At 69.3% G+C, this 12,950-nt stretch carries 9 protein-coding genes and 1 pseudogene; 6 read left to right on the top strand and 4 right to left on the bottom strand.

Annotated features, from left to right (window positions below; translation table 11 throughout):
- Positions 1 to 61: 61 nt before the first annotated feature.
- The 3 genes from ACFVJX_RS14335 to ACFVJX_RS14345 all read right to left on the bottom strand — a co-directional run bounded on the left by ACFVJX_RS14335 (position 62) and on the right by ACFVJX_RS14345 (position 3,989).
- A complete protein-coding gene (locus tag ACFVJX_RS14335) occupies positions 62 to 661 on the bottom strand; it encodes a DUF6262 family protein (protein ID WP_384125837.1) in 600 nt (199 codons plus the stop codon).
- Positions 658 to 2,532, bottom strand: a complete 1,875-nt coding sequence (locus ACFVJX_RS14340) for a tyrosine-type recombinase/integrase (protein WP_384125834.1) — start codon at positions 2,530 to 2,532, stop codon at positions 658 to 660. Before ACFVJX_RS14340 ends, ACFVJX_RS14335 begins: the two co-directional genes overlap by 4 nt.
- A 326-nt stretch (positions 2,533 to 2,858) precedes the next feature.
- Positions 2,859 to 3,989, bottom strand: coding sequence for a tyrosine-type recombinase/integrase (locus tag ACFVJX_RS14345; protein ID WP_384125831.1), 1,131 nt, complete (start codon positions 3,987 to 3,989; stop codon positions 2,859 to 2,861).
- A 122-nt stretch (positions 3,990 to 4,111) separates the two neighbouring features.
- Between ACFVJX_RS14345 and ACFVJX_RS14350 the strand changes: the two are divergent.
- Positions 4,112 to 4,534 (top strand): annotated as a pseudogene (locus tag ACFVJX_RS14350) (HNH endonuclease family protein); the annotation flags it as partial.
- 214 nt (positions 4,535 to 4,748) lie between these two features.
- Here the strand turns inward: ACFVJX_RS14350 and ACFVJX_RS14355 are convergent.
- Positions 4,749 to 5,690: a hypothetical protein gene (locus tag ACFVJX_RS14355; RefSeq protein WP_384125829.1), complete on the bottom strand. Its 942-nt coding sequence runs from the start codon at positions 5,688 to 5,690 to the stop codon at positions 4,749 to 4,751.
- 146 nt (positions 5,691 to 5,836) lie between these two features.
- Here ACFVJX_RS14355 and ACFVJX_RS14360 point away from each other — a divergent pair, with 146 nt between their 5' ends.
- The 5 genes from ACFVJX_RS14360 to ACFVJX_RS14380 all read left to right on the top strand — a co-directional run bounded on the left by ACFVJX_RS14360 (position 5,837) and on the right by ACFVJX_RS14380 (position 12,837).
- Positions 5,837 to 6,967 (top strand): CapA family protein, encoded by a 1,131-nt coding sequence (locus ACFVJX_RS14360; protein WP_384125932.1) that lies wholly within the window; start codon positions 5,837 to 5,839, stop codon positions 6,965 to 6,967.
- Positions 6,968 to 7,261: 294 nt separating this feature from the next.
- The gene (locus ACFVJX_RS14365; protein WP_384125826.1) at positions 7,262 to 9,547 is read left to right on the top strand and encodes a HAMP domain-containing protein; all 2,286 of its coding nucleotides are present in this window, start codon (positions 7,262 to 7,264) and stop codon (positions 9,545 to 9,547) included.
- Positions 9,548 to 9,553: 6 nt separating this feature from the next.
- On the top strand, positions 9,554 to 11,269 hold the full coding sequence (gene pgsB, locus ACFVJX_RS14370; protein WP_384125824.1) for a poly-gamma-glutamate synthase PgsB: 1,716 nt from the start codon (positions 9,554 to 9,556) through the stop codon (positions 11,267 to 11,269).
- Positions 11,266 to 11,748, top strand: a complete 483-nt coding sequence (locus ACFVJX_RS14375; RefSeq protein ID WP_073738471.1) for a poly-gamma-glutamate biosynthesis protein PgsC/CapC — start codon at positions 11,266 to 11,268, stop codon at positions 11,746 to 11,748. Before pgsB ends, ACFVJX_RS14375 begins: the two co-directional genes overlap by 4 nt.
- A gap of 9 nt (positions 11,749 to 11,757) precedes the next feature.
- Positions 11,758 to 12,837: an NlpC/P60 family protein gene (locus ACFVJX_RS14380; protein ID WP_384125821.1), complete on the top strand. Its 1,080-nt coding sequence runs from the start codon at positions 11,758 to 11,760 to the stop codon at positions 12,835 to 12,837.
- Positions 12,838 to 12,950: the final 113 nt, after the last annotated feature.

Below are 12,950 nucleotides of genomic sequence, written 5' to 3' on the forward strand. Positions count from 1 at the left end.
GCTTTTCGGCTGTCCGGCGGACGGCACTCAAGCCGGACAGCCGCAGGTGGTGGAACGCGAGCTATGGGGACGGAACAGCCCGCATGGCACGGCGCAGACTGGCTCGCGCGGCGGTGAGGTCGTCCTCCGCCTCACGCAGTTGGCCCTCCAGGTCGGCGATCCGATCCCTGGCCTCTGACAGCGCCTGCTCCAGCGCGGTATTCCGCTGCTCGATCTGCTGTACCCGCTCGATCAGCTGGTGCTGGTTCACGCCCTCCAACTCGGCGCCGAGAGAGAGCCTGACCCGGCTACGGAGCCGATCGCGTTCCTTCTTGAGGTCCTTGATCTCTTCGCGGGCCAGTGCAAGGTCCGTCCGTAACCCGGCCGGAGATACCTGGGACGCTTCTGGAGTGTGGGAGTTCTGACGACCTCGCGTTCGCTGGGCGGAGATGCCGTCCTGAACGGCCTGGTGCACCTGAGGCCGGTTGTAGACGAACCACGTGGAAACCGAGGCATCCCGTGCCACTTGAGCAACGGTGATCCGTCGCCCCGAGCGGAGAAGGTCATCCACGGCGTCGAGTGCACGCTTTGTTTTGTCTTCGCTGTCCTTGGCGCGGCTGACGCGCAGGCGCTCGACCCGGGCGTTCCGGTCGTTGCCGCCGGAAGTAGCAGGGATTCTCATTCGGAGCTCCGTGTCGTCAGTGCCTGCAGAGGGATGAAGGCCGCTGCCGAACGTGCCTTGCGCAGCTCGCGTGAGGCGGATTCGACGGCGGCCCGCTCCTCGGCGGGCAGCGCGTCGAGTTTTCGCCGCATCTCGTCGGCCGACTTCGAGTAGGCGCGGATCTGGTCATCGAGATTGCGTACGACCCAGTCGGCGGCTTCCATCGCGAGGGCGGCTTCCTTGTCGGCCCGCAGGTCCGCGACCTGCTGTTCCAGGGCGGGGAGGTAGGAGGGATCGGGCCGGTAGAAGTCGCACCCGGCGCACTGGAAGCGGATGCGGCAGTGCCCACCGCCGGCCTTGACGTTGCTCGGCTCGGTGCAGCCGCCATAGGGAACCCCAACACTTTCCACCTCGTAGGCGAGGGGGTCGCTGAACCCGCGGGTTGCTCCGTGCCGGTCGACGGCGAGCGCCGCGACCGTGCGCACGGCCTCCTGCTTTCGGTTGAGGGAAACCTTGTAGTAGCCCATGGTGACGTCCAGCGAACGGTGGTCCATGAGTTCCCGCAGGACGTCGGGGGGAGTGCCCGCGTCCGCATGGCGCTGGGCGTACGAGTGTCGGAAGCCGTAGGGGACGACCTCGGTGCGGTCGTAGGCGAGCGGGGCCCCGTCCTCGTCGAGCCGGTCGTCCAAGAGGTTTGGGATCAGCTCGTCGACCCAGTCGCGGAAGATCCGGTTGCAGAACTGCGCGGCCTTCAGATGCCCGCGGCGCGGACGGTTGCGCTGTCCCGGCGAGGGAAACAGCCACTGGGCGCAGGCCGGCACGGCCGGTAGCGCATCGAGCTCCTTCTGCCAGGTTTCGATCAGCTGGGCGGTGCTCTCCGAGATCGGCAGCCGACGGCCGTGGCGTCGCCGCTTGTGGTTGTCGTAGATCAGCGTCGGTTTGCCGTCGACCCGCTCCAGGCAGTCGCGGCGCAGGCTGGTGACTTCGCCCGGACGGCGGCCGGTGTCCCGGAGGACCACGTAGACCACCTGGTACATCCGCGCGAAGTCGGCGGCCGCCCAGCCGCCGCTCGCGTACTCCGTCGAGGTGCCCAGCAGACCGAGGTGCGCGTCGAGCTGGGCGATGACGTGCTCGGGGATCGCACGGCCGAGATCGTCTTCGGTCACTTCCACGGCGGCGATGCTGTGGAAGCGGGGGTTGAGCGCGAACCCGCCGGGCACGTGGTCCATCATCCCGGCCTGACGGGCGTAGTCCAGGAACGTGCGCCAGTGGCGGAGCAGGGCTCTGCGGTGGCTGGTGGAGTAGTCGTGACCGTCCTCGGGACGCTTGGTGATCCGGAACAGGTCCACTACGGCATTCATGTCGGCCATGGCGAGGAGCCCCGGATCATCCCCGTGGGGGCGGCCTGCCAGTGCGGAGGACGCGATGGTCGCCGCGTAGACGGTCTGCCGTAGGTCCATGACGTTGGGGCGTGCCGTGCGGCCGTACTCCTTGACCAGCTCCCGCAGCCAACGCTGCCGTACCGGTCGGAAGTTGATGTCGCCATGGACAGCGGTGTACTTGCGACCACGCCCTGCCGTCAGCCCGATCAGAGCGCACTCCCATACGTCGCCCGAGGTCGGATCGGTGCCCTCGAACTCGACGCGTGCGCGACGGACGTGCTGGAGAACCCCGTTCAGGACGCCGGAGGCCGCAGCTGGAAGCCCGGAGGAGAAGGAGGCGTCCAGGTGGAGGAGCGAGCCGAGTCCGGCGGGGAGGCCGGCCACAATGCGGCGTACCCGCTGGGGGACCAGGTTGATCCCGGCGTCGTCGCGCTGCTTGAGCCCGTACAAGAGCTCCTGGCGGACCGCGGGGTTCACACCCGCGAGCGAGAACTGGGAGACGCCGGGCATGGCCCCGTTCGCGGAGGCGTTGGGCCTGCGGCGAGACGGATCCGGTGTGTGCGTGGTGTCGAAGTCCGCAGGGTTCCCCAGGAGGTATCGGGCTTTCCGGCAGGCGTCGCAGCGGGAGCCGTTGCTTGCCACATGGGTGGTACAGGAGGCCACGGAGCAGACGAACACGCTTGTTGTCGGATTACCAGGATCGGCAGTGAACAGTGCCTGAACGGGGTCCCACTCATCTGCCCGCCAGCCCGACGGGAGGCGCGCCGCGAGCCATGACGGCCACTCCGGTTCGACGGAGACGGAGGCAACGACAGCCGATCGGAGAGGTGCAATGGTCATCGCAGCAGCTCCGAGGCGAGACTGTCGACGGCTGCGACGACCGCGCGGAGATCCTCGTCCTGGGCGTGCACGTACACGGCTGTGCTCGCCGACGAGGCATGGCCCAGGAGTGTCTGCACGACGTCCGGAGCGACCCCGTTGCGGATCCAGCGGGTGGCGGCAGTGTGCCGCATCATGTGCGGCCGGGCGGTCAGACCGCAGCGCCTCCCGATCCGTTCGACCACTTGCTTGGCGTTGGAGTACGACAGGGGGCGTCCCGCGTGGACGCCGACGAGGTTGACGAAAACGTAGTCACAGTCGGCGGAGCCGGCCGCCTGTTCACGCTCGGCGAGGTGATCGCGATACCGATGCACCACTTCAGGCGTCAGCGGAACCATGCGAGGGCGCCCGGCTTTGGCCCGTGCCCCGTTGACGTTGTCCTGTCGTGGCCTGACGTGCAGGTGTGCGCCACCGGTCCGGCAGCCGAGGTGAGTGGAGTCGGGGAGCAGATGCATGTCTTCGCGCCGCAGTCCGAGGGCTTCCCCGATGCGGAGGCCTGCTTCCACCAGGATTGTCAGCAGCAGCCGGTCACGCGCGGTGCGAGCGGCACCGATGACCTGCTCCGTCTGGACGGCAGTAAGCGTCTGTGGTGCCCGCTCGATCTCCGGCGCCTTCAGGGCGCGGGCTTTGACCATCAGGTGCTGGCCGCCCTCGCCGGGATCGAAGCCGGCCGGGGCGTGGGCGAGGAAGCGCGGCTCGCTGAGACGCGCGGCGACTTCGTGATCCACGTGCCCCTGGACGGCGCAGAAGCGCAGGAACTCACACACCGCCGTGAGCGCGGCGTTGACGGTCTTGCCGGACGGAAGCCGTCCGTACTGGGTCGGTGTCCGTTCGATGTGGAACTTGAAGAGACTCATGTCCCCGAGCCGAACGGCCCTCCAGTCGGTGCCCCGCTCTGCGCACCAATTGAGGAAGCGGCCGATTCTGGGGATGTACGCGCGTTGTGTCTGCGGTGACCGCCCGGCTCCGCGCAGATACAGGGAGAACTCACGGGCTTCGGGGTGAGGTGTGTACGTCTCCTCATCGACCAGGAGCCAGGTGGTCTCGCCAGTGGTGGGCGAGACGGCCTTCTCTGTGCATAACGTCATGGATCTGTTTCCTGTCTCCGATGTCGCTCATGTGCCTCACGGCATGACCGTTAACGGCGAGGGACAGGAATGGGTTACGACTGTGCCTCATGTGCATCGCATCGATGAAGGAGCTGCAGATAACCCGCAACGACCTGCTGGCCAGGGACGGGCAGAAGGTCGAGCTGCGGTCGGGTTCCGACTGCGTGGTCGTCGCCATGACGCTGAAGGACCCGTACACCGGCGAATCCATCGAGTGGCGCAAGAAGCAGGCCACCAAGGTGCAGATCGACCACGTCATGCCGTTGTCGTACGACTGGCAGATGGGCGCGGCCCGCTGGAACGAGGCCAAGCGGCAGCAGATCGCCAACGACCCGCTCAACCTCATCCCGGTGGACGGCCCGGCGAACAACGCCAAGCGGGACTCCGGCCCCGCGTCCTGGCTGCCCCCGTACAAGCCGGTCCGGTGCTCGTACGCGCTGCGGTTCGCCCAGGTCTCGCTGAAGTACGAACTCCCGGTCACGACAGCGGACAAGAAGGTCATGCTGGAGCTGTGCGGCGGCTGACCGCGCGAGGGGCGACGCGGGCGGGCCCGTCCGGCGGGCCGCCCGCATCCGGGGTCTGATGATCACCGAGGATTCAGGCAGAGCCTTGCCGGGGCTCGTGAAGCCATCGACTCCAGCGCGCAGTGGAGCATCCTCGACTCCGTTCCGGCAGGCGTTCCGCCTGGTCGCGGCAAGCACCCCGCGGCACGGCGGTGTCGGCCCGAGGCCGCACCCGCTACCCCCCGACCGGCGCGGGCCGCAGGCTCTGCGCGCTGTATTGGGCCGCCCCCCGGATCGCCGTCACCGCGCGGGCGATCCGGGTCGGGGACGACCGGACCGTGCGGCTGAACTCGACGTGCAGGAAGGGGAGTCCGGCTGCTGCCGCTGCGCGGCCCTGGACGTTCGTGCGGCCCTCCAGGGAGCAGCGGCGTATCCAGACCCGGCAGACGTCGAAGCCCTCACGCTCCAGTGCCGCCGACAGTCCCTCGCCCCAGGCACGGCCGTGGTCGCCCCTGCCGGTGGAGACGATCACGTCGTAGTCCGGTTCGGTGGAGTCGGCGTAGCCGTGGAGCTGGATGCCGGGCAGCTGGTGGGTGATCAGTTCGGCGCAGACCGCGTGGAAGACGGTGTCCCTGCGGTGTGCGACGTCGGCCGCGTCGCCCTCGCCCGCCCTGCGGTTCGCGCCCGCCAGCACCATGACCCCGCCCGGCGTGGCCCGCCAGGCGCCCACGCCCAGCTTCTCGCTGTCGGCGTCGGCGACGGGGTGCGGGACCTGGACGGACCAGGTCGCGGACGGGGCGGACAGGTCGATGTACACGCGGCCCCAGCCACGGGCGGATTCCGGGGCCCGGTCGGCGATCTCGGCGAAGCGCCGGCCGGTGGCCGTGTCAGTGAAGGTGCTGACCCCGAAATCGACCTCGGCCAGACGCTGCGCGGCGTCCTTGCGGTGGCCGTCGAGGTAGAGCCCGACTCCGTCGGCGATGGTGCGGCGGTCCAGGGCCGTCGGCGGGTGGAAGGTGCTGGCCCGGATCGTGCCCCGGGTGTAGTCGTCGATCCGGGCCGCCAGGTCGACGCCGTCGTGGGGCCGGGCACGCTGCGGCCGGGCCCCGTCGGAACCTCCCCCTCCGGAGGGGGTGACGAGCACCACAACAGCCGCTACGACAGCTGTGACCAGCAATGTTGCAGAGATCGCCGAATTTTTGGCCCGTTTGCTCGTCATATTGAAGTAAAAATACATGGGTGACCCGACGTCCTTATGTTCCCTTCACCTTTCGCGCTGCCCTGGCCGGGCTCCTCGCGCTGGCTGCCACGGGCTGTTCCCTCATGGGCAGTGATGCCGGATCCGGCGGGAGCGGTTCCGCCAAGGGCGGCGGGACGTCGTTCACCGTCGCCGCGGCCGGTGACATCCTGATCCACACGCCGCTGATCGACCAGGCCCGCAAGGACGCGAAGGCCGAGGGGAAGAAGGGGCTCGACTTCTACCGGCTCATGGCCGGGGTGAAGCCCGTCATCTCCCGTGCGGACCTGGCGATCTGCCACTTCGAGCCGGTGGTGGGCAAGAAGAACGGACCGTTCCGCAGCTTCCCGGACTTCCTGGTGCCGCCGGAGATCACCACCGCGGCCAAGCAGGTCGGTTACGACACCTGCTCGACGGCGTCGAACCACACCCTCGACCACGGCCTGCCCGGAGTGAAGCGCACCCTCGACGCGCTGGACGCGGCCGGGCTGAAGCACACCGGTTCGGCGCGCGACAAGGCCGAGGCGGACAAGCCGCTCATCATGGACGTCAAGGGCGTCAAGGTGGCGCAGCTCTCGTACGCCTTCGGCTTCAACGGACGCGAGGTCCCGGCGAGCACGCCGTGGATCGTCAACCAGAACGACCTCGGCAAGATCAAGGACGCCGAGCAGCGGGCCCGCGCGGCCGGTGCCGACGTGGTCATCCTGAGCATCCACTGGGGGCGCGAGCACCACCCCGAGCCGAGCACGGGGCAGATCAAGCTGGCGCGCAGGATCGCCCGGGAGACCGGCATCAACCTGGTCATCGGCCATCACGCCCACGTCGTGCAGCCGATGGAGAAGATCGACGGGACCTGGATCGCGTACGGACTGGGCAATCAGGTCGCCCGGCACGAGGTGCCGACCGGACTGACCGAGGAAGGCGTCATCGGCTGGTTCGAGTTCAGCAAGCGCGGCGGGTCGTGGGACGTGCGGGCGCGGTACGTGCCGACGCTCGTCTCGATCCCGCCCGAGGTGGACGCGACGCACCCGGCGTCCTCCGACGCGGTGCAGGACCACCGGCTGATCGATGTGGCCGCGGCGCTGCGTGACGACAAGGAGCTGACCTCCGAGGAACGGGCCCGCTACCAGCTGGCGTTCGAGCGCACCAAGGGCACGATGCTGAACCGCGGGGCGGCGCAGGACGGACTCGAACCGCTGGAGAATCCGCCCGGCTGACGTCGGACGGCGGGGGCGGCCGGGCACACGATGTGTCCGGGCGGTTTCACCCGGCTGCCCTGGCCGTCCGGCGGTAGTGGCCTGCGTCACAACTGCCCGGTTCGCTACAACCGTTCGGATTTCGCACTCGTCCTGATCTTCCGTGAAGACGTTCGATTCTTCAGGTGGCGTCAGGACGCACTGAAGGCCGAAAGATCCTGAAAACGCAGAAGCCGCGGAAGGTCCTGCGGTGTGGACAGCTCCTGCAGTGCCGGAAGTGTTGGAAAAACGCGAAATGCTCAGAATGGATGCACCATGGCCGCCTCGCCTGTGAAGCGGCGACGCAAGGTCCGCCGCCGGGCCGACATGTCGCTGCTGGGTGGTATACGACCGCCGATCGCGGTCCTCTCGGCCCTGCTGCTCGCGCTGGCGGCCATCACCGCGCTCGGCCTGGGCCGCACGGCCCAGGACCGGGTGCCCGAGGCGGTACTGACCTCACAGCAGCAGTTCGCCGAGGACGGCGCCATCGCGCTCCGTGCCTCCATCGACGAGAGCTTCACCGACATCGGGCGGACCGCCGGCCTGTTCAACGCCGCGGACCCGGTCTCACCCGACGCCGTGCTCGACAAGATCAGCAGCGTCTACCAGAAGTGGACTGGCACCGCGGTCGTCGAGATCTCCTCCGGCAAACTGCTCGCCGCCCGTGGCGAGAACGTGCCCCTCACCGCGATCGACACCGCCGCACTCAGCGGCAAGGACGCACTCGGCCCCCGCATGGTGAAGCTGGCCAACGGCGAGACCCGGCTGCTCTCCTTCGCACTGCTCTCCTGGCCGGGCACCCCGCAGCAGCTCCTGGTCGCCTCCAGCAACCTGCGGTTCCCCGGCATCAGCCTGGGCCAGTTCCGCTCCATCGCCGTCATCGACGCGGACGCCGACATCCTCTCCAGCGACGGCATCCCGCAGCCCGAGCAGCTGACCACCGCCACCCAGCGCGCCGAAGCCGAACGAGCCGGCAAGCAGCTGAAGAGCTTCGCGAAGACCGCGTCGGTCAAGGTCCGGCAGCACCCCGTCTCCGCCAAGGAGCCGGGCGCCGGCGGCTTCCCGGGCGTCAGCGGCAGCCTCCTCGGCAGCGTGCACTCCGGCGACCGCAACGTCGCCGGCTACGCGTCGCTCGCCGGTCCCCAGCCCGGTGAACCCACCGTCGCCACCGGACTCGGGCTCAGCGTCATCGCCATGGTCCCGGTGTCCGAGAACCCCGCCTCCGCCGCCGGCCCGTTCTTCGGCCTGGTGGCCGCGGGCTCCCTGGTCGTCGTCGGCGCACTCGCCGTCGCACTGCTCCTTGGCACCGCCCAACGGCCGCTGATCCGGCTCTTCCTGGAGAGCCGACGGCTGACCCGCGGCGACCTCGCCCGACCCGTCAGCGTCCCCTCGTACGGTGAAACCGCCCGGATCGGAAGGTCCCTGGAACGGCTGCGCCGCCAGCTCCGCGGCGAGGCCCAGTCCGCCGACCCGCCCCGCCGCGGCCGGTTCGGCAGCCGCGGACTGATCGTCGTCTGCGGGGTACTGGTACTCGCCTGGTGCGCCCCGATGCTGCTGCTCCTCAACCGGGCCGACGCCACCGCCGTCGTACCGCAGCAGTTGGTCAACGACCAGCGCGAGCGCACCGACACCCTCACCGACCGGGTGCGCCGGGCCCTCAACGAAGGCCAGGCCGACCTGCTGTCCGTGGCCACCCTGATCGGCTCCGGCACCCCGCCCGCCGAAATGCGCACCGTCCTGGAACGCACCCGCCAGGAACACGACCGCTACCAGTCGCTGTACGTCGTCGACTCCTCCGGAAAGGTCGTCGCGCACGCCGGGGACACCCCGCACGAGCCCGCCGGCAAGGCATCCACCGGCCAGCTGATCCGGGTACTCAACGACTCAGGCAAGAAGCCCGTCGTCGTCGGCCAGGCACAGATACCCGGACGCGACGGCGCCACCGTCGTGGGCGAGTTCCGCATCGAGTTCGTCAACGCCCTGCTCAAGCGGCCCGGCCTCGGCCAGGTCTACGTCGTCGACTCGAAGCAGCGGATCATCGGCGGCAGCACCGGCTACCGCGCCTTCCAGGAACTGCCCGGCGAACGGCTGCGGACACTCGTCGCCGGCACCAACCAGAAGACCGGTACGAGCACGCACCCCAGCGGCATCCTGTACCGCGACGGCGGCAAGGTGCAGATCGCGGCGGCCGCGCCCTTCGTCGGCGGCGGGGCGGCGAAGAACCTCGGCTGGACCGTGGTCAGTCAGCAGCCCGCCGCCTCCCTCGCCATCCCCGAGTACCGCAGGCAGAACCTCACCGTGCTCGCCGGGCTGCTGGGGATGGCCGCGGCCGCCGCCTGCCTGGGCTGGCTGCACATCGTCGTCGTACGCCCGCTGCGCGCCCTCGCCGACCAGGCCGAGGCGCTCGCCGGCGGCGACCGGCGCACCGTCCTCTATCCGCGCCACCACGACGAGGTCGGCGCCGTCACCCGCTCCCTGGAGCTGATACGCCAGCAGCTCCCGGCGCAGCAGAAGCGCGAGCCCGCGCCGACGGCGCCCACGACCTACGCCGAAAGGACCTGACCGGCCGTGCTGTTCCTTTACACCGTGCTGGTGGTGTGCTGCGCGATCCTGCTCATAGCGGGCATCGTCGAGCAGCGACGCCACTTCATCAACCTGGAGCGAATACCCGCCCGGGTCCTGGTGAACGGCATCCGCGGTAAGTCCTCCATCACCCGGCTCTGCGCGGGCGCACTGCGTGGCGGCGACCTGGTGACCGTCGCCAAGACCACAGGTACGGCGGCCCGGTTCATCCACCCGGACGCCACCGAGGAGCCCGTCTACCGCAAGTTCGGCCTGGCCAACGTCGTCGAGCAGATCGGCATCGTGCGCCGCGCCGCCTCCTACGACCCGCAGGCCCTGGTCATCGAGTGCATGGCGGTGATGCCGGCGCTCCAGGAGATCAACCAGTCCAAGCTGATCCGCTCCACGATCGGCGTGCTCTGCAACGTGCGCGAGGACCATCTGGCCGAGATGGGCCCGACCCTCGACGACGTGGCGCGCTCGCTCTGCCGCTCCATGCCGGAGGGCGGCATCTGCGTGACCGCCGAGGTCGACCGGTTCGCGATCCTCCAGGAGGAGGCCGACGCCCGCGACTGCGAGCTCATCTACGCCGACCCCGAGACCGTGAGCGACGCGGAGCTGCGCGGCTTCAGCTGGTTCACGTTCAAGGAGAACGTGGCCATCGCGCTGAAGGTCGCCGAGCTGCTCGGCGTGGAGCGGGAGACCGCGCTGAAGGGGATGTACGACGCCCCGCCGGACCCGGGAGTCCTCTCCGTCGAGCGGTATGTGACGCCGGACGGCAAGAAGCTGCGGTTCGCGAACGTCTTCGCGGCCAACGACCCCGAGTCGACGCTGATGAACGTGAACCAGCTGCTCGACCTGGGCGCCGTCCACCGCCCGCTCAACGTCGTCATCAACTGCCGCCCCGACCGCGTCGAGCGCAACGGCCAGATGGGCGAGATCATCCCCGATCTCCAGCCCGAGAAGGTCTTCGTCATCGGCCACCCCGCCAAGAGCGCCATCGACGCGATCCCCGCCGAGTGGCGCGACCGTGCGGTGGACCTGGGCGGCGACCGGCGCGATCCGGAGGAGTTCATGCGCGAGCTGCTCGGCGGCCTCGGCGCCGACTCCTCCCTGATCGCCATCGGCAACATCCACGGCCAGGGCGAACTGCTCCTGGAGCACCTCAGCGAGCTCCCGCCCGACGAGACGCCGGACGAGACGCCGGACGACGTGCCCCTCGAGTCGCCCCGGGAGACGCCGGACGCCCGGCCCGAAGAGACCCCGCGCGAGCAGCAGGACCCGCACGACGTCCGGCACGACGAGACGCTGGCGCTCCAGCAGTACCGGCCGCACCTCGACCCGTACGCGCCCTACCCGGAGGCGTACGAGACCCGCTACCAGCCGCACCCCACGCTCCAGGCACAGGCGCACGCACAGCCGCCGGAACACGTGCCCGCGCAGGGACAGCCGCGGACGAGCGCGCAGGGACAGCCGGGAACGAACGTGCAGGGACAGCCGGGAACTGACGCGCAGGGACAGCCGCGGACGAAGAACCGGCCGCGCGGCATGTTCGAGCCCGCGCTGCGCCCGGACCACCGGCCGCCGGACCACCAGCCGCCCGTGCAGACGTATCAGGACGGGCAGCACGCCCCGCAGTACGACGACCCGCAACAGACCCCGTACCCCTCGCAGGACACCTACCAGCAGAGCCGGCAGAACAGCGCAGGAGACCCCCGTTGATCCCCACCGTCCTGACGCCCGAGATCGCCGCCATCGGCATCGCGCTCGGCCTGATGTTCTCCCTGGTCTGCTATCTGACGACCAACCTCTCACCCGGCGGCATGATCACCCCCGGCTGGCTGGCACTGACCCTCGTCGAGGACCTCCAGCGCGCCGCCATGGTGGTCGGCGTCACCGTCCTCACGTACGTCTCCGTGCTGCTGCTCCAGAAGGTCGTCATCCTCTACGGGAAGCGGCTCTTCTCCGCGGTGGTGCTGACCGGGGTCATCCTCCAGGCGACGGTGATGATCGTGCTCCAGGTGGAGTTCCCGCTGATGTACGCCAATCAGACCCTCGGCTTCATCGTCCCGGGCCTCATCGCCTACCAGCTGGTCCGCCAGCCGAAGGGCGCGACACTGCTGGCCACCGGCTCGGTCTCGCTGCTCGCCTACGTCGTCCTCACCGCCGGCATCCTGCTCGGCGCCCTTCCGTCTGCCTGAGGTGATCTCATGACCGCTCCCCGTACCAAGCAGTCCAAGCGGCCCCGTCAGATCCTGCACGGCGTCACCGTGGTCGCGCTGCTCGCCGCCAGCGCGTACTTCACGGTCGAACTCCGCAAGGACGAACAGGCCAAGGCGCCCGCAGTCCAGGCCATCACGGACAAGCCGGCCGGAGCCACGCTGAAGTCCGGTACGCAGACCTGGGAACGGCTGAACGCGCCCGCCCGCTCCGTCCTGCGCGACGCCGGCGGCAAGGTCGTCGCCACCTTCACCGACCACGCCCGCACCGCCACCCTCACCGGTCCCTCCCGGACCTTCGCCGAACCCACCAACACCAAGTCCCGGGTCATCACCGACAACTGGGTGCGGCTGATGCCGGAGAAGTGGAAGAAGGGCGCCGAGAAGCAGCAGTGGTTCAAGGACTGGTTCAAGACCTACTTCGGCAGCGAGGAGGACGACCTCTTCGCCTACGCCTTCCAGTACGTCGAAGGGGCACCGGTCAAGAAGGACGACGAGGGCGTCTCCTACGCCGGTGACGCCCAGTTCGGCCCCATCAATCCGGACGGCAGCGAGGGCAACGACCTGCGCCTGGAGGAGTCGGACTTCTTCGACTACCTGGGCATCCCGTACACCTTCCGCAACGGCGTCACCCGCCAGCCCCAGAAGATCCGCTACCGCTCCATCGACTGCTCGGGCTTCATGCGGACGATCTTCGGCTACCGGGCCCGCTACCCGCTCGCACCCCTCGACGGCCAGGGCGACGGACTGCCCCGCACCGCCAACGGCATCGCCCGCTCCAAGCTCGGCGCCGACGTGATCCCGCTCAAGGGCATCACGTCCGCTGACCGGCCCACCTCGATCGACGTCCTGCAACCGGGCGACCTGGTCTTCTTCAAGCTCGACCAGCGCACCGGACAGCGGCTGGACCACGTGGGCATGTACATGGGCCACGACTCGGACGGCCACCTGATCTTCGTCTCCAGCCGGGAGGAAGTGAACGGGCCGACCATCGGTGACAAGGGCGGCACCTCACGCCTCGACGGCAACGGCTACTACGCGGCGACCCTGCGCAGCGCCAAGCGGCTCTAGAGGGCCGGCGAACAAGGACATAACGCCGGGCGGCCGCTGGTCCCGGGCCAGTTCACCCAATGGCCGCCCGGTGGACACACGCGAAATCCGTTCCCGACATATTGACCAGCTGA

The organism is Streptomyces sp. NPDC127177 (assembly GCF_042672475.1).
Taxonomy (GTDB): Bacteria; Actinomycetota; Actinomycetes; order Streptomycetales; family Streptomycetaceae; genus Streptomyces.